The sequence below is a fragment of the Caballeronia novacaledonica genome (assembly GCF_900258035.1).
GTDB lineage: Bacteria > Pseudomonadota > Gammaproteobacteria > Burkholderiales > Burkholderiaceae > Caballeronia > Caballeronia novacaledonica.
In genome coordinates this window covers 627,313-644,943 of the sequence record NZ_OGTP01000001.1, presented here as the reverse complement: position 1 = coordinate 644,943, position 17,631 = coordinate 627,313, and the positions used below count along the sequence as shown (strand labels likewise).

The following is a 17,631-nucleotide window of genomic DNA, read 5'->3' as shown; positions in this document are numbered from 1 at the left end:
CCGCGGTTCTTGTCATTCGAATCGGCAAAGTCGCGCCCACGGCGGCTCGATGCATGGGCGCGACACCCGCGACGTCCGCTCGTTGGGGGCGAGGTCGCTTGGGCATCCGTCTATCGAACCGGCGAAGGCGGCCGGATATTCCCGCTATATTTTTCTTGAGTCGCTGCTGCAAACGGGAATAAACCGTCCGCGAGAGGAGTAACGGATGGGAAGGCGCGAAAAAGCGGAGTCGTGCGCGCCCGAACGATGTTTTCCGAACGTGGATGTCGAAAGGAGACCCGCGCGATGTGGCCAAGCAGGTCGAAAGAAGACAAGTCCGGGCGACGCGGCCAGGCGGGCGCCGAGGCGGCGCATGCGCGCTTCGAGGCGACGGTGATGCCGCACCTGGACGCCGCGTACAACCTCGCGCGCTGGCTGTCGGGCAGCGCGAGCGACGCCGACGACGTCGTGCAGGAAGCCTATCTGCGCGCGTTCCGTTTTTTCGGCGGATTCGAGGGCGGCGAGGAAGCCAATGCGCGGGCATGGCTGCTCGCGATCGTGCGCAACACGTGGTTTACGGAATGGCGGCGCCGCGTGCAACTCGCGGACGCGACGCCCTACGACGAGGAACTGGGCGGCGACGAAGCGCTGCCGGGCTGGTCGGAGGAAGGTGCGGCCGATCCGGAAACGCTCGCGGTGCGCCGCGACGAAGTCCATCTGGTGCATCGCGCGCTGGAGGCGCTGCCGATCGCCTTTCGCGAAGTGCTGGTGTTACGTGAGCTGGAAGACATGAGCTACAAGGAAGTCGCATCCGTGACCGGCGTGCCGATCGGCACGGTGATGTCGCGGCTCGCGCGCGGCCGCAAGATGCTGGCGGGGGCGGTGCGCGCGGCGCAGGGCGGGCAGGACAAGCCGAGCGTGCGGCTCGTGCGCCGCGCGGGACCGGGACATGCGGAGGAGTCGGGAAATGGAAAATAACGACACCGCCTCGCTCGATACGAGGCTCACCGATGGTTCGCTCTATCAGCGCGCACCCGTGCATCTGCGGGCGCAAGTGCTGGCGCGCGTGCGCGAGGAAGCCGAACGCGACGCCCGCACACGCTTGCCGGAGCGCTCCGCGAAGCGCGGCTGGCGCAACGTGTTCGCGGCGCCCTGGCCGTTCTTCGGCGGCGCGTTCGCGGGCGCGACGCTCTCCGCGCTCGTGCTCGGCACGATGCTGTGGTTCCAGGCGGCACCGCTCGTGACGGGCGTTTCGGGCAGTTCGCCCATCGCGCAGGAAATCGTGTCGAGTCATGTGCGCGCGTTGATGTCGGACCGTCCGATCGACGTGCTGTCCAGCGACAAGCACACGGTGAAGCCCTGGTTCAACGGCCGCATCGACTATGCGCCGCCGGTGATCGATCCGGCGGGACCGGGCTTCGCGCTCGTCGGCGGGCGGCTGGATTACATCGATCATCGGCCGGTGGCGGTCGTGGTGTATCGCTACCTGAAGCATCCGATCGACGTGTACGTGTTTCCCGAGCGCAAGGGCGACATGAAAGGCGAAGCCAGCGACAAGGACTTCTCGCCGGTCGTCACGCAGTCCGACGACGGTTACGCCCTCGCACGCTGGAATCACGACGGCATGACGTTCTGGGCCGTCACCGATGCATCGGGTGCGGTGCTGCGTCAGTTCGCCCACGCGATCGAAACCGGCGCGCCGCGCTAAAGAGGTGCATGACCGAAACATTCAGCCGATAAAAGAACCTAAGCGTGCGCAAGGTTGCGCGCGGCGATCCTCCGGGGACGCCGCGCGTTTTTTTACGTGTATACCCGCTGTCTTTTCGCTTTCCCAAAGCTGAAAGAAACGCTTCGGGATGCTTTATTCCGCGCTCTGCACAATTACGATGCGTCAGGTGTGGGCTAACGCTCGTGCTGTTCGGGTATGTCCGAATATGGTCATATCCTTACATTTTTCTAAACTCGCTCACAGCCTATGTAATCGATAACGCGCAATGCTTTTAAAAGCACTGCAGGCCTTTTGCGCGTTGCATGGGACTTTCAAATAAACGAAACAGGCGACGGAGACACACATGGGTATGAAGATGAAGCTCATCGCGAGCACGCTCGCGTTCGGCGTTTTTTCGATGGCGCATGCGGCGGACCCGATCAAGATCGGCGTCGATGGTCCGTTCACGGGCGGTTCGTCTTCCATGGGTGTCAGCATGCGTGATGGCGTGCGCCTCGCGACTGCGGAGATCAACAAGTCGGGCGGCGTGCTCGGCCGTCAGATCGTGCTCGTCGAACGCGATGACGAAGCGAAGAACGAGCGCGGCGTGCAGATCGCGCAGGAGCTCATCAACAAGGAAAAGGTCGTCGCGGTTGTCGGCTATATCAATACGGGTGTCGCGCTCGCGTCGCAGCGCTTCTTCCAGGAAGCGAAGATTCCCGTCTTCAACAACGTTGCGACCGGTTCGGTGGTCACGAAGCAATTCGACGATCAGGCCGATAACTACGTGTTCCGCAATGCCGCCGCCGACCGCATCCAGGCGCCGATGATCGTCGAGGAAGCCGTTGTCAAACGCGGCTTCAAGAAGGTTGCGATCCTCGCCGATTCGACCAACTACGGACAGCTCGGCCGTGAAGATCTGGAAAAGGCGCTGGCCGCGAAAGGCGTGAAGCCGGTGGCGGTCGAAAAATTCAACATCAAGGACGTCGACATGACGGCCCAGTTGCTCAAAGCGAAGGAAGCGGGCGCCGAAGCCGTGCTCACGTATGGCATCGGACCTGAGCTTGCGCAGATCGCCAACGGCATGGCCAAGCTCGGCTGGAAAGTGCCGCTGATCGGAAGCTGGACGCTTTCGATGGCGAACTATATCGACAATGCCGGCACGAACGGCGAAGGCGCGCGCATGCCGCAGACCTTCATTCAGGAAGCGAACACGCCCAAGCGCAAGGGTTTTATCGATGCGTACCTGAAGGAGTTCAAGCCGAAGAACGATCGCATCGATTCGCCGGTGTCGGCGGCGCAAGGTTACGACTCGGTGTATCTGCTCGCGGCGGCGATCAAGCAGGCCGGCACGACGGATGGTCCGAAAGTGAAGGAAGCGCTTGAAAACCTGAACACGAAGGTCGAAGGCGTCGTGATGGTGTATGACAAGCCATTCACCAAGGCCGACCATGAAGCGATTTCACCGAATGTGCCGGTGATCGGTGAAGTGAAGAGTGGCCGTGTGATCTATGCGTATGACGCCGACAAGAAAGGCGGCGGGACTTTGCGTAGCAAGCAGGCTACTACTGCTTCTAATTGACCGTTTTGTTGGCCGGATCCCGTTTTGCTGTTGGTTTATTGGGGTCGCCCCTGTGCGGGGCGGCAGTCACTTTCTTTGCTGCTGCAAAGAAAGTAACCAAAGAAAGCAGCTCGATAGGCCCGCGGTCACACGCAAGTTGGCCATGCTTGCCCTGTGATCGTGGGCTGCCTGAGTGTCGCCCTCTTAGGACTTACCGGACCTGGATCGCGCACGGTTTGACGAGCCAAGTGTTTGAGCGCGCGGGTTCAGCACGAAATAGCTTTGGCACGGCGCTACGCGCTGCCGTTGGGTATGCACACGCAGACCCGATTGACCCATCGGCCGCGAAGCGGGCCGGAGCTGTTTTGTGCTGAACCAGTGTGTCGTGTGGTGCGATGTGTCGGACCGTGCGCGAGCCAAGCCGCGCGAGTTTTGTGGGGGCACTCGCTACACCGGGGGCCATTAGATCGATCGCCTGTGCCGCGGCCGGTATGAAGTGCTTAGGCTGGGGATAGCTGTTTCTTTGGTTACTTTCTTTGCAGCAGCAAAGAAAGTGACTGCCGCCCCGCATAGGGGCAACACAAATAGACCGACACGAAAACAGGATTTCATAGAAGCACAAGCCTCCCATGATCCTACTGCAACTAATCTACAGCGGCATAGCCCTCGGCATGATCTACGCCGTGATCGCCTTCGGCTATCAACTCACCTTCGCCACATCGGGCACGCTGAACTTCGGTCAGGGCGATGCGCTCATGCTCGGCGCACTCGTCGGCCTCACGCTCGTCTCCGTCGGTGTCAACTACTGGCTGATGATTCCGCTGGTATGCGTCTTCGGACTCGTTCAGGGCGCGTTCGTCGAGCGCATCGGCGTGCGTCCCGCGATCAAGATAAAGTCGGAGTTCGGCTGGATCATGTCGACGATCGCGCTCGGCATCATCTTCAAGAACGTCGCGGAGAACGTGTGGGGCCGCGACGATCTGCGTTTTCCGTCGCCGCTGCCCGAAGCGCCGCTTAAGATACTCGGTGCAAATGTCTTGCCGATGGAACTGCTCGTCGTCGGCGGCGCGCTCGTGATGATGCTGGCGGTCGAGTTCTTCAACCGCAAGACGATCTTCGGCAAGGCCGTGGTCGCGACCGCGAACGATCGCGATGCGGCGTCGCTGATGGGCATCAACACGGGGCTCGTCATCACGTTCTCGTACGCGCTTTCATCGTTGACCGCTGCATTTGCAGGGGTTTTGATCGCGCCGCTCACATTGACGGGCGCGACGATGGGCGCGGTGCTCGGCCTCAAGGCGTTTGCCGTGGCGATCATCGGCGGCTTGTCGAGCGGCATGGGCATCATCGTCGGCGGGATGATCCTCGGCATCGCGGAGACCACGACCGGCTTCTACATTTCCACCGGATACAAGGACGTACCGGGGCTCGTGCTGCTCTTGATCGTGCTCGCGGTCAAGCCCGCAGGTCTCTTCGGCAAGATGGCGATCAAGAAAGTCTGAGGCGGCGACGATGAAAGCAAAGAACTGGATCGCGGCGCTCATCGGCGTTGCCGTGCTCGCAATATTTCCGGTGATGTCGGGCAATCCGTACTACATCCACCTCGTCGAAACCATCATGATTTACGCGATCCTGTTGTTCGGGCTCGACATCGTGGTGGGTTATACGGGCCAGGTGTCGCTCGGTCATGCGGGCCTCTTCGGCGTGGGCGCGTACACGGCGGGCGTGCTGTTCATGAAGCTCGGCATGCCGTTCTACGTGACGGCGCCGCTTTCGATTCTCGTGACGGCCGGCTTCGGCGCGATTCTGGCGTTGCCCGCGCTGCGCGTGTCCGGCCCGTATCTCGCGATGGTGACGCTCGCGTTCGGCACGATCATCCAGATCCTCATCAACGAGATGGATTTTCTGACGAACGGACCGATGGGTCTCAAGATCCCGAAGCCGATGTTCGCGGGTCACCGGCTCGACGAGGTGCAGTATTACTGGCTCGTCGCGGCATTGCTCGTCGTGTCGCTGATCGTGGTGCATCGCGTGCTGAAGTCGCATCTCGGACGCGCGTTCGAAGCATTGCGCGACAGCCCGATCGCATCGGACTGCATGGGCGTATCGGTGTATCGCTACAAGGTGTATGCGTTCGTGATCAGCGCGGGCTTCGCCGGACTCGCGGGCTGTCTTTATTCGTATTCCGAACAATACATTTCGCCTAACACGTATAACTTCGAGCTGACTATTTTGTTCCTGCTCGCGATCATCATGGGCGGGCGCAAAACGCGCACAGGCGCGCTCATCGGTTCGACGGTCATCGTGATGTTGCCGAAGCTGCTCGACGATATCGCGAACTTTCGCGTCGTCGCGACGGCGCTGGCGGTGGTCGTCGTCACGGGCGCGGTGCTCGCGCTCGCACGCAAGACCACGACGCTGCAACGCGCGGCGGTGCCGATAATCGGCACGGCCGGACTTGCCGTGTTCTCCTTCTGGATCGATGCATTGACCGACTGGCGCCTCACCATTTTCGGTCTGATGATCCTGCTCGTCGTGTATTACCTGCAGGACGGGATCGTCGGCTTTGTGCGCAAGACGCTGAATCTGGGCCGCGTGCGTGTGACGAAGGTCGATACCGAAGCACTCGCGACCCATACGCGCGAGGACGATGCGGTGGCGGCGGTTCAGGTGCAAGGCGCCGACGCGATCCTCGATGTGCGCGGCGTGCTGATGCAGTTCAGCGGCCTGAAGGCGTTGAACGATGTGAACCTGACGGTGAAGCGCGGCACGATTCACGGCCTGATCGGTCCGAACGGCTCGGGCAAGAGCACGATGATGAACGTGCTGACGGGCATCTACGTTCCGACGGCGGGGGCGATCGAATACGAAGGACAATCGCTTGCGGGGCGGACGTCAGCGAAGATTGCGCTGTCGGGCATTGCGCGGACGTTTCAGAACGTGCAGCTTTTTGGCGAGATGACGGCGCTGGAGAACGTGCTCGTCGGATTGCATCATACGTTCAGGTCGAATGTCGCGGATGTCGGTGTGATGAGTCCGCGGTATCGGCGTGAAGAACGCGCGGCGCGCGAGCGTGCGTTCAATATGTTGCGCTTTGTCGGGCTGGAGAATGCTGCGGCGGAGGAAGCGCGCAATCTTCCTTATGGCAAGCAGCGCCTGCTTGAAATCGCGCGGGCTTTGGCGCTCGATCCGCAATTGCTTTTGCTCGATGAACCGGCGGCGGGGTTGACCGCGCCGGATATCCGCGAGCTTGTCGCGATCATTCGCAAGGTGCGGAATCACGGGATTACGCTCGTGTTGATCGAACATCATATGGATGTGGTGATGAGTGTTTGCGATACCGTTTCTGTGCTCGACTTCGGTCAGAAAATTGCCGAGGGTAAGCCTTCCGAGATTCAGGCGAATGAGAAAGTCATCGAGGCTTATTTGGGTGGGCAGGCTGCCCAAGTGGCTTGATTTTTTTGTCGCTGGATCCCGATTTGCTTTTGGTTTATTAGCGTTGCCCCTGTGCGGGGCGGCAGTCACTTTCTTTGCTGCTGCAAAGAAAGTAACCAAAGAAAGCAGCTTCTCCCATCCAAAGTGCTTCACGCCGGCCGCGGCACAGGCGATTGGCTGAATGGAACGGCTATAGCGAGTGCCCTCACAAAACTCACACGGCTTGGATCGCGCACGATCGGACGAGCCAGTAGTTTTAGCGTGCTGGTTCAGCACGAAATAGCTCCGGCACAGCGCTGCGCGCTGCCGTTGGGTATGCGAGGGAAACCGTCGAGAAAGAAGCACACGCCGCCCCGATTGACCCATCGGCCGCGTAGCGGGCCGGAGCTGTTTTGTGCTGAGCCAGTGTGTTGTGTGGTGCGATGTGTCAGACCGTGCGCGAGCCAGGCCGTGATCTGCTTGCGAGGGCACTCGCTACTGCCGGGCCATTAGGTCGATCGCCTGTGCCGCGGCCGGTATGAAGTGCTTAGGCTGGGGATAGCTGTTTCTTTGGTTACTTTCTTTGCAGCAGCAAAGAAAGTGACTGCCGCCCCGCACAGGGGCAACGCTAATAGACCACTAAGAAAACGGGACTTCATAGAAGCACGAGCAAACACGACGACCCTCAAAAATCATGCTGACGATAAAAAACCTCCACGCCGGCTACGGCAAAGTGAAAGTCCTCCACGGTATCTCCCTTGACGTGCCGAAGGCGAAAGTGGTGACGCTGATAGGCTCCAACGGCGCAGGCAAGACCACGACGATGCGCGCCATCTCCGGCATGATCAAGCCGACGGAAGGCGAAATCACCATGGGCGTGGGCAGCGACAAAAAGCGCATCGACTCGCTGGAGTCGCACAAGATCGCGCGTCTGGGACTCGCGCACTCCCCCGAAGGACGCCGCGTTTTCGCGACGATGTCCGTCACCGACAACCTGCTCCTCGGCGCATTCCCGCGCCTGACCTGGTCGCGCCCGAAAGGCGATATCGACGCCGATCTCGAACGCGCGATCGACCTGTTCCCGCGCCTGAAAGAACGGCGCAATCAGCTAGCGGGCACGCTATCCGGCGGCGAACAGCAAATGCTCGCGATGGCGCGCGCCATCATGCTCAATCCGGATCTCGTGCTGCTCGACGAACCATCGATGGGCCTTGCGCCCATTCTCGTCGACGAAGTATTTCGCATCATCGAGCGTCTCAAGGCGGATGGCGTCACGATGCTGCTCGTCGAGCAGTTCGCCGCCGCCGCGCTCAATGTCGCGGATTACGGCTACGTGCTGGAGAATGGCCGCGTCGCGACGCACGGACCGGCCGAGCAGTTGCGCAACGATCCATCGGTGAAAGCCGCGTATCTGGGCGCGAGTCATTGATTGCCGCACTGCCGCAGAAACAATCCGCTCTATCATGATCGGGTCGCCACCGCGCGTCCGACATCCTGAAAGGAGCTGCCATGATCAGCGGCAAGACCACTCTGATTGCTCACCTCGGCTACCCGACCGAAGCGTTCAAGGCGCCGATGATCTACAACCCCTGGTTCGATAAACAGGGCATCGACGCGGTCGTCGTACCGATGGGCGTCAAACCCGAGGATTACCTCGCGTTCCTGCCGCATCTGTTCAAGCTGACGAACATTCGCGGCGCGCTCGTCACCATGCCGCACAAGATCACGACTGTCGGCCTGATGGACGAAGTGAGTCCCACCGCGCGCATCGCCGGAGCCTGCAATGCGATCCTCAAACGCCCGGACGGCACGCTCGTCGGCGATCAGTTCGATGGCGCAGGCTTCGTGCGCGGCGTCGAGCGCAAGGGCCGCAAGCTCGCGGGCACGCGCGTGCTCGTGCTCGGAAGCGGCGGCGTCGGTTCGCCGATCGCGGCATCGCTCGCGGCGGCGGGCGTCGCGGAACTCGCGATCTTCGATACCAACACGGCGTCGGTCGAAGGGCTCGCGTCACGCTTGCGCGAGCACTATCCGAAGCTGGTCGTCACGACCGACACGAAAGATCCCGCCGGCTTCGACGTGATCGTGAACGCGACGCCGCTCGGCATGAAGGACACCGACCCCTTGCCGTTCGATATCGACCGCATCGCGCCGGGCACGTTCGTCGGCGAAGTGGTGATGAAGTCGGAGTACACGCCGCTGTTGCGCGCGGCGAAGGACAAGGGCTGTCCCGTGCAGGTCGGCACGGACATGCTTTTCGAAATGATTCCCGCGTATCTGGAGTTCTTCGGCTACGGCACCGCCACCGCCGACGAATTGCGCGCGGTCGCACAGATCCAATACGCGTAAAGACGCCTGCGCGGACATCGCCGCGCTTCGTTTCTATACTTTGATTGAAATCGCAAAGCAGACGCTCATCCTCTGACAAATAGGCCGCCCATGCGCGGCGGCCCGGAAAAAGGCAGGGAGGAATCATGGGATCGACTGCACCCGGCGTTCCGGCCGACGACAAGCACGCGCCCAAGCCGCAGGGCCATCCGGCGCTGATGGGACTCTCGCTCGCGGCGCTCGGCGTCGTCTACGGCGACATCGGCACGAGCCCGCTCTATACGCTCAAAACCGTGTTCGATCCCGCGAGCGGCCTGCCGTTGCAGCCCGCGAACGTGATCGGCATCGTGTCGCTGATTTTCTGGTCGCTCACGATCATCGTCTCGCTCAAGTACGTGACGCTGATCCTGCGCGCCAACAATCACGGCGAAGGCGGCATCATGGCGCTGCTCGCGCTCGCGGCGTCATCGGTCGAATCGAAGAAGCGGCTGAAGCACGTGCTGCTGCTCGTCGGCGTGATGGGCGCGGCGCTCTTTTACGGCGATGGCGTCATCACGCCCGCCATCTCCGTGCTAAGCGCGGTGGAAGGGCTCGAAGTGGCCGCGCCGGGCTTGCAGCCCTATGTCGTGCCCGTGACGCTCGTTGCGCTGATCGCGCTCTTCGTGATGCAGAAGCACGGCACGTCGGGCATCGGCGCGGTGTTCGGGCCCGTGATGGTGCTGTGGTTCGTGATACTCGCCGTGTCGGGGCTCATCAACATCAAGGACGGGCCGCAGATTCTCCTGGCTCTCAATCCGCTCGCGGGGCTGGAATTCTGTCTGCATCATCGCTGGCTCGCGTTCGTCGCACTCGGCGCGGTCGTGCTTTCGCTGACGGGCGCCGAAGCCCTTTACGCCGACATGGGCCACTTCGGTTCGCGCCCGATCCGCCTCACATGGTTCGCGGTCGTCTTTCCCGCCCTCGCGCTCAACTATCTCGGTCAGGGCGCGCTCCTGATCGCAGACCCGGCCGCGCTGCAAAATCCGTTCTATCGGCTTTTCCCTTCGTGGATGCTCTATCCGATGGTCGTGCTCTCGACCATCGCGACGGTGATCGCGTCGCAGGCCGTGATTTCGGGCACGTATTCGATGACCAAGCAAGCGATGCAGCTCGGCTTCCTGCCGCGCATGAGCGTCGTGTACACGTCGGCGAAGGAGATCGGGCAGATCTATGTGCCGGGCATCAACTGGACGCTCCTGCTCGCGGTCGTCGCCGCCGTGCTCGGCTTCGGTTCCTCGACGGCGCTCGGCTCCGCATACGGCATCGCCGTCACCGGCACGATGCTCATCACGACGGTGCTGACCTTCTTCGTGATCCGCTATGCATGGCACTACAACTGGGCGCTGTGCCTCTTCGCGACGGCCTTCTTCTTCGTGATCGACGCGATGTTCTTCTCGGCGAATTGCCTGAAGATCGCGGAGGGCGGCTGGTTCCCGGTCGCCATCGGCCTCGTGATGTTCACGATCATGGCGACGTGGGGACGCGGCGCGCAAATGATGATCCAGGAAGCGCGCGTGCGCGCCGGCGCGATGCCGCTCAAGCCCTTCCTCACGAGCCTCATCGCGCGTTCGCCCGCGCGCGTGGAAGGCACGGCCATCTTCATGTCGAACGATCCGAGCGGCGTGCCGCATTCGCTGCTGAACAATCTCATGCATAACCGCGTGCTGCACGAACACACGGTCTTTCTGACGGTCACGACCGAGCCGGTGCCCTGGGTCGACGAATCGCGCCGCATCCGTCTCGAAGCGCTCGGCGACGGCTGTTTCCAGTTGACGGTGAACTATGGCTTCAAGGACGAAGTCGATCTGCCCGCTGCGCTGGAGAAGTGCCGTCCGTCGGGACTCAAGTTCGATCGCGCGACGATTTCGTATTTTCTTTCGCGCGCGACCGTGGTGCCGACGCCGGGCACCGGCATGGCGTTATGGCGCGAACGGCTCTTCGCGATCATGCTGCACAATGTGGGGAACGTCGCGGCTTATTTGCGATTGCCGGCCGATCGCGTGATCGAACTCGGCGCGCGGATCGAAATATAAAGAGCGAGACTCACCAAAAAATTGCGGCCGAAAGGAGACGCCATGACCGCCAGCAACACGCCGACCCGACATCCGTTTCCCTCGAGCGCGCGCCTCGTCGAGCGCGGCAAGATCGTATCCGCGCGCGAGGCCGTGCGCCTCATTCGCTCGGGCGATACGCTCGCGACGAGCGGTTTTGTCGGCATCGGCTTCGCGGAGGAAGTGGCGATCGCGCTGGAGGAACGCTTTATCGAAGGCAGCGATCCGATCGCGAATCTCACGCTCGTCTATGCGGCGGGTCAGGGCGATGGGCGCACGAAAGGCCTCAATCATCTCGCGCACGAAGGTCTCGTCAAGCGCGTGATCGGCGGTCACTGGGGACTCGTGCCGGGCCTGCAGAAGATGGCGATCGAGAACCGCATCGAAGCGTATAACCTGCCGCAAGGCGTGATCTCGCAACTCTTTCGCGATATCGCCGCGCATCGGCCGGGCCAGCTTTCGACGGTCGGCCTCGGCACGTTCGTCGATCCGCGCAACGGCGGCGGCAAGCTCAACGCGCGCACGACGGAAGATATCGTGCGGCTCATGCCTATCGACGGCACGGACTATCTGTACTACAAGACCTTCCCGATCGATGTCGCGATCGTGCGCGGCACCACCGCCGATCTGAACGGCAACATCACGATGGAAAAAGAAGCGCTGACGCTCGAAGCGCTGGCCATCGCGATGGCCGCGCGCAATTCGGGCGGCATCGTGATCGCGCAGGTCGAGCGGCTCGCGGAATCGAACACGCTCAACTCGCGTCAGGTGAAGATTCCCGGCGTGATGGTCGATTGCGTCGTGGTCGCGAGGAGCGATCATCACTGGCAGACCTTCGGCGAGCCGTACAACGCGGCGTTTTCGAGCGAGTTGCGCGTGGCCGCGAGTTCGGTGCCGCCGATGGCGCTCACGGAACGCAAGATCATCGCGCGGCGCGCTGCATTCGAACTGATGGCCAACAGCGTCGTCAATCTCGGCATCGGTATGCCGGAAGGCATCGCGAGCGTCGCGAACGAGGAGCAGGTGATCGATCTCTTCACGATGACGACCGAGCCCGGCGTGATCGGCGGCATTCCGGCGGGCGGCCTCAACTTCGGCGCGGCGACGAATACGCAGGCGATCATCGATCAACCTTATCAGTTCGATTTCTACGATGGCGGCGGCCTCGATATCGCATTCCTCGGTCTCGCGCAGGCGGATCGCGAAGGCAATCTCAACGTGAGCAAGTTCGGGCCGAAGCTGGCGGGCGCGGGCGGCTTCATCAACATCAGCCAGGCCGCGAAGAAAGTGGTGTTCGTGGGCACGTTCAACGCGGGCAAGCTGGACGTCGCGATCGATGAAGGCAAGCTGAGCATTCGCCGCGAAGGCGATTGCCGCAAGTTCGTCGATGCGGTCGAGCATCGCACGTTCAGCGGCCGTTATGCGGCCGAGAGCGGAAAGACCGTGCTCTATATCACCGAGCGCTGCGTGTTCGAACTCACGGACAAGGGCCTCGCGCTCACGGAAGTCGCGCCGGGCATCGATATCGAGCGGGACATCGTCGGGCAGATGGGTTTCGAGCCGATCATGGATACGCCGCCGCGCCTGATGGACGAACGCATCTTCCGCGATGCGCCGATGGGCCTGCGCAACGTGCTGCTAAGGCTCGATCTTTCGGAGCGCTTCAGCTACGACGCGGAAAAGAATCTCTTCTTCATCAACTTCGAAGGCCATGAAGTGAAGAGCCTGAGCGATGTCGAAGCGATACGCGTCGAAGTCGAAAAGCAATTGGCCGCTATGAAAGCGAAGCCGCACGCGATCGTGAATTACGATAACTTTTCGATTCGCCCCGATATGCTCGACGCCTATTCGGAGATGGTGACGAAGCTCGTCGATGGCCTTTACGATCGCGTGACGCGCTATACGACGAGCAGCTTCCTGCGTCTCAAGCTAGGCGACGCATTGAAGCGCCGCGGCGTCGCGCCGTACATCTACGAAAGCCCGGAAGAAGCGCGCGAACACGAATCGAAGCGCGCGTCCGAATAGCGGAAAACAAGAAGGGCCGCGTTGAGAGCGGCCCTTTGGCATGTCATCCGCGCGCGGTGCGTTCCGGCGCGTTGTCGCGCTGATTGCGCAGCCTGCTATGACGTATGCCATAGCCGAAGTAGATGACCACGCCGATCGCCATCCACACGATGAGCCGTATCCACGTATCGGCGGGCAGACCCGACATCAGGAAGAGCGAGGACAACGCGCCGAGCGGCGCGACCACATACACCGCCGGCGTCTTGAACGCGCGCTCCAGATTCGGCTGCGTGATGCGCAGCACCAGCACGCCGATGCACACCACCATGAACGCGAACAGCGTGCCGATGCTCACGAGCTCGCCGACGAGTCCGATCGGCAGAAGCCCCGCCAGAATCATCACGATGACGCCGGTGACGATCGTCGTGATATAGGGCGTGTGAAACCGGGAATGAATCTTCGATGCGAACGGCGGCAGGAGGCCGTCTCTCGCCATCGAATAGAAGATGCGCGGCTGCGCGAGCAGAAGCACGAGAATCACCGACGTGAGACCGAAGATCGCGCCCAGCTTCACGATGGGCGAGAGCCAGCGCATGCCGATCGCATCGACGCCGACCGCGATCGGATCGGACACGTTGAGCTTGTCGTAAGGCACGATACCCGTCAGCACATAAGACACGAGCACATAGAGGATCGTGCAGATCGTGAGCGAGCCGAGCAGGCCGATCGGCATGTCGCGTTTCGGATTGTGCGTTTCCTGCGCCACGCACGACACCGAATCGAAGCCGATATAGGCGAAGAACACGACCGCCGCGCCGCGCAGCACGCCGCTCATGCCGAACACGCCCGATTCGCCGGTGTTCGGCGGAATGAACGCGCCCGTCGGATTTTGCGCGGTGACCCAATGGCCTCTGTCCACGAACGCGATGCCCGCGCCGATGAACGCGAGCACGATCAGCACCTTGATGATGACGATGAAGCTGTTCACGCGCGCCGACTCGCGTATGCCGATGACGAGCAGAATCGTGATGAGCCCGACGATCACCATCGCGGGCACGTTGAGAATCGCGCCGACGTGGCTCCAGCCATGACCGGGATCGTACGCGAAGGGCGCTTTCGCGAACTGCTCCGGTATGTCGACGCCGAGCGAATGCAGAAAGCTCACCACATACCCCGACCAGCCGATAGCGACCGTCGTCGCGCCGACCGCATATTCGAGGATCAGATCCCAGCCGATGAGCCATGCGATCAGCTCGCCCATCGTCGCGTAGGCATACGTGTACGCGCTGCCCGATACCGGCACCGTCGATGCCATTTCGGCATAACAAAGGCCCGCGAGCGCGCAGACGATCGCGCCGAGCACGAACGAAAGAATGATGGCGGGGCCCGCGTTGGCCGCGGCCGCGTGGCCCGTCAGCACGAAAATGCCCGCACCGATGATGCAGCCGATGCCGAGCATCACGACATCGAGCGCGCCGAGCGAACGTTTCAGCGAATGGCCGCCGTGTTCCTGAAGTACTTCCTCGCTTTCGGCCGCTTCGCTTTGCAGCGTAGCAATGGACTTTCTTTGCATGACGGTCACGATCGCCTCCTGTGCGGCGGCAGCGAGACCGCGCCCAGTGGCGCGGCGAGGTCTGTCGCCCGTTCGAGTGCGGGATGATGCACACGCGTGCTGCTTCACCTGCACGTTCGTTCTGACTTATTGCCGTTTCGTGATAGCAGATTTTGCCGGGGAATTCGAGCGTTGCTAAGCGGCGAGCGTGTAACGATGCGTTTTACAAGCACACTCGTTCATGGCGTGCGACTGCCAGCAGGAAACGTGCCGCGCACGCGGCGAGCCTCGGAACATGCCGCCGCGCAAGACCCCACGGAGGTCAAGGACATAATCGAGCCGGCCGAGGCCCGCATGCCGGCGCACTATAATCAAAAGCACAATTGCGATTTTCAACCCGGAATCCGTTCTCGTTGCATGCGGAACGTTCACCGGACTTTCTTCACGTGGAGATTTGATATGGCTATACGCATTGGTGATGAAGCCCCCGATTTCACAGCAGAGACGACCGAGGGCACGATTCGCTTTCATGAGTGGATCGGCGACCAATGGGCGATTCTGTTCTCGCATCCGAAGGACTTCACGCCCGTCTGCACGACCGAGCTCGGCTACATGGCGAGGCTCAAGCCGGAGTTCGACAAGCGCAACACGAAGGTGATCGGCCTCTCGATCGATCCGGTGACGAATCACGCGCAATGGGCGAAGGATATCGAGGAAACGCAGGGCACGGCGGTCAACTACCCGATGATCGGCGACGCGGATCTCAACGTCGCGAAGCTCTACGACATGATCCATCCGAACGCGAGCGGCGGCAGCCCGCGCACCGCGAACGACAACGCGACGATCCGCGCCGTGTTCATCGTCGGACCGGACAAGAAAGTGAAGGCCACGTTCACGTATCCGATGAGCGCGGGCCGCAACTTCGACGAAGTGCTGCGCCTGCTCGACGCGCTGCAACTGAACGCGAAGCACACGGTCGCGACGCCGGTGAACTGGAGACCGGGCGATGACGTGATCATCCCGACGTCGGTGTCGGACGAGGACGCGAAGAAGAAGTATCCGGACGGCTTCAAGACCTTGAAGCCGTATCTGCGCACGGTGGCGCAGCCGAAGTAACGTGCGCGTTTTCGCGCGATGAAACGCCGGCCCGCGCAAGCGGACCGGCGTTTTCATTTCCGCTCGGTTCAGTTGTGACCCGTGCGGCGTTCGGGAGTGGTTTCGACTTCGCCCGGCCTGCGCAGCATCTTGTCCACTTCGCCCGCGTGCAGCTCCTCGGTCTGGATCATCTGCCGCGCGTATTCTTCCAGCGCGACGGAGCGATCTTCGACGAGCGTCAGCAGATCGCGATAAAGACCGAGCGCGACGTTTTCCGCCTGCAAAGATTCGCGCAGGATCGTCGCGATGTCGAAGGTGTGATTGTCGAGCAGCGGGCCAATTTCGAGCGATGGATACGCGCCGAGCGTCGTGATCCATTCGCCGGCCTGATGCGCATGCAGGAGCGATTCGTCGGCCTGTGCGCGCAGCCACGACACGATGGGAATGCGGCCGAAGCCGAACACGAGAAACGAATAGTGCGTATAGCGCACGACGCCCGCCAGCTCGGATTCGAGAATCCTGTTCAGGACGCCGACGACCTTTTCCTTTTCGAGCTCTGCCATTCTTGCCTCCGTGTTTCCAACGCCAGGCGCTCCGTAAGACGGCGAGGCCATGACTCGTCGCATGTCGCGGCATCACTCATTGTAGTCACGCGGACCGCGCATGCGAGGCGAAACTGCGGCTTCGGGTGCGCAAGATACGCGCCCGGAACGGCGGTTCGGGCGATGCGGGCGGCCTCGCGGCCGCGGCACCGATATGGCGGAAAACCCTGCGTTCAGGCGATTTCCTCGATCCAGAGCGAAGCCGTGCGCGCGAGCACCTGCGACATGGCCGTGCGCGCGCCGTCGCCATCGGCGGTTTCGATGGCCCGCACGAGCCGGCCGTAGTCGCCCAGTTGCGAATCGGGCACGCGCGGCAGCGCATGCGGCTGCGCGCGTAAGGCGGCCTTCAGCGTCCGGATGCCGACGCGCACGACGCTGCCCATCTGGCGCAGCACTTCATCGCCGCTGGCATCGACGATAGCGGCCTGTAGCGCCTCTTCTGCGGCCGACTGAAGGGGTTCGGAAGGGCTCGCATGCAGAAGCCGCTGATAGGCCGCGTTGATGGCGATACGCTGATGCCGGTTCGCGCGCGTCGCGGCGAGCCCGGCGGCGGGCGGATCGACGAGCGCGCGAAACTCGATCAGCCTGCGGATGCAGTCCGGATCGTGCAGCGCGCGCATGCGCCATTCGGCAACTTCGGGATCCATGATGAGCCATTCGCGCGCGGGCTTGATGCGCGTGCCGGTCTTGGGCCGCACGTCGAGCATGCGCCGCGAGATGAGAATGCTCAGCGCCTCGCGCATGATGGTCCGGCTCACGCCGTGCTGCTTCGAGAGGATGACTTGCGGCGGCAGCACGTTGTCCTGGTATTCACCGCTCACGATGCCCGCGACGAGTTGATTCACCACGCGTTTGACGAGCGATGCTTCATAGCCATGATTCATGTTTTTGTTCTCGTGATAACGCCCACGCCTGTGGCTACGCGCCCCTCGTCGCCGAGCGGCAAAGCCAGCGCTTGTCTAAGTTCACGGCGTGCCGGTGCACCGCGCGGCGGAACGCCCGCGCGCAGCGCTTCCCCCCCGGCACGTCGTGTATTTGGTCCCCGGATTCAGCTATTGGTACGGCTTGAGCCGCATACCCCGCAGCGGTCGGCATTTGTTTGGACAGCATCGTCGATCCGCTGAAAGAAGCGTATCCCCGCATGACCTGTTTTAACAATATGGTGCACTGTTAATTCGACTGACTATCGTGCGTCCGCCCACAAAATTGCGCGGGCACGCAACAGGGCGTGAATCCTTCGAAACGCGCAAGCGTTTGCGCGTCGTCGGTTATGCGAAGCATCGAACACAGCGGTCTGTGTT

Annotated in this window: 13 protein-coding genes; 10 read left to right on the top strand and 3 right to left on the bottom strand. The window is 61.9% G+C overall.

The genetic code is table 11. The features are described 5' to 3' along the window. The first annotated feature begins 285 nt into the window (after positions 1-285). The 9 genes from NOV72_RS02985 to NOV72_RS02930 all read left to right on the top strand — a co-directional run bounded on the left by NOV72_RS02985 (position 286) and on the right by NOV72_RS02930 (position 13,102). On the top strand, positions 286-957 hold the full coding sequence (locus NOV72_RS02985) for an RNA polymerase sigma factor (protein ID WP_106853056.1): 672 nt from the start codon (positions 286-288) through the stop codon (positions 955-957). Next, the gene (locus tag NOV72_RS02980; RefSeq protein ID WP_106853055.1) at positions 947-1,687 is read left to right on the top strand and encodes an anti-sigma factor family protein; all 741 of its coding nucleotides are present in this window, start codon (positions 947-949) and stop codon (positions 1,685-1,687) included. The genes NOV72_RS02985 and NOV72_RS02980 overlap by 11 nt, the downstream gene beginning before the upstream one ends. A gap of 370 nt (positions 1,688-2,057) precedes the next feature. After that, positions 2,058-3,269 carry an ABC transporter substrate-binding protein gene (locus tag NOV72_RS02975; RefSeq protein ID WP_425428706.1) on the top strand — a complete coding sequence of 404 codons (1,212 nt, stop codon included), beginning with the start codon at positions 2,058-2,060 and terminating at the stop codon, positions 3,267-3,269. A gap of 608 nt (positions 3,270-3,877) precedes the next feature. Then, positions 3,878-4,750 carry a branched-chain amino acid ABC transporter permease gene (locus tag NOV72_RS02965; RefSeq protein ID WP_106853052.1) on the top strand — a complete coding sequence of 291 codons (873 nt, stop codon included), beginning with the start codon at positions 3,878-3,880 and terminating at the stop codon, positions 4,748-4,750. A gap of 10 nt (positions 4,751-4,760) precedes the next feature. Beyond that, the gene (locus tag NOV72_RS02960) at positions 4,761-6,704 is read left to right on the top strand and encodes a branched-chain amino acid ABC transporter ATP-binding protein/permease (RefSeq protein WP_106853051.1); all 1,944 of its coding nucleotides are present in this window, start codon (positions 4,761-4,763) and stop codon (positions 6,702-6,704) included. A 652-nt stretch (positions 6,705-7,356) separates the two neighbouring features. After that, positions 7,357-8,091, top strand: a complete 735-nt coding sequence (locus tag NOV72_RS02945; RefSeq protein ID WP_106853048.1) for an ABC transporter ATP-binding protein — start codon at positions 7,357-7,359, stop codon at positions 8,089-8,091. A gap of 80 nt (positions 8,092-8,171) precedes the next feature. After that, positions 8,172-9,008 (top strand): shikimate dehydrogenase family protein, encoded by an 837-nt coding sequence (locus tag NOV72_RS02940; protein WP_106853047.1) that lies wholly within the window; start codon positions 8,172-8,174, stop codon positions 9,006-9,008. A 125-nt stretch (positions 9,009-9,133) separates the two neighbouring features. Next, the gene (locus NOV72_RS02935; protein ID WP_181290807.1) at positions 9,134-11,059 is read left to right on the top strand and encodes a potassium transporter Kup; all 1,926 of its coding nucleotides are present in this window, start codon (positions 9,134-9,136) and stop codon (positions 11,057-11,059) included. 42 nt (positions 11,060-11,101) lie between these two features. After that, positions 11,102-13,102, top strand: a complete 2,001-nt coding sequence (locus tag NOV72_RS02930) for an acyl CoA:acetate/3-ketoacid CoA transferase (protein WP_106853046.1) — start codon at positions 11,102-11,104, stop codon at positions 13,100-13,102. A gap of 43 nt (positions 13,103-13,145) precedes the next feature. Here NOV72_RS02930 and NOV72_RS02925 read toward each other — a convergent pair whose 3' ends face one another. Continuing rightward, complete coding sequence (locus NOV72_RS02925) at positions 13,146-14,654, bottom strand: amino acid permease (RefSeq protein ID WP_106853045.1); 1,509 nt, start codon at positions 14,652-14,654, stop codon at positions 13,146-13,148. Between the two features lie 438 nt (positions 14,655-15,092). Between NOV72_RS02925 and NOV72_RS02920 the strand changes: the two genes are divergently transcribed. Next, positions 15,093-15,749: a peroxiredoxin gene (locus NOV72_RS02920; protein WP_106853044.1), complete on the top strand. Its 657-nt coding sequence runs from the start codon at positions 15,093-15,095 to the stop codon at positions 15,747-15,749. Positions 15,750-15,817: 68 nt separating this feature from the next. On the opposite strand, the gene NOV72_RS02915 is transcribed toward NOV72_RS02920, so the two are convergent. Beyond that, a complete protein-coding gene (locus NOV72_RS02915) occupies positions 15,818-16,291 on the bottom strand; it encodes a ferritin-like domain-containing protein (RefSeq protein WP_106853043.1) in 474 nt (157 codons plus the stop codon). 212 nt (positions 16,292-16,503) lie between these two features. Next, entirely contained in the window at positions 16,504-17,214 is a 711-nt protein-coding gene (locus tag NOV72_RS02910) for a FadR/GntR family transcriptional regulator (RefSeq protein WP_106853042.1), read from the bottom strand. Positions 17,215-17,631 lie beyond the last annotated feature (417 nt).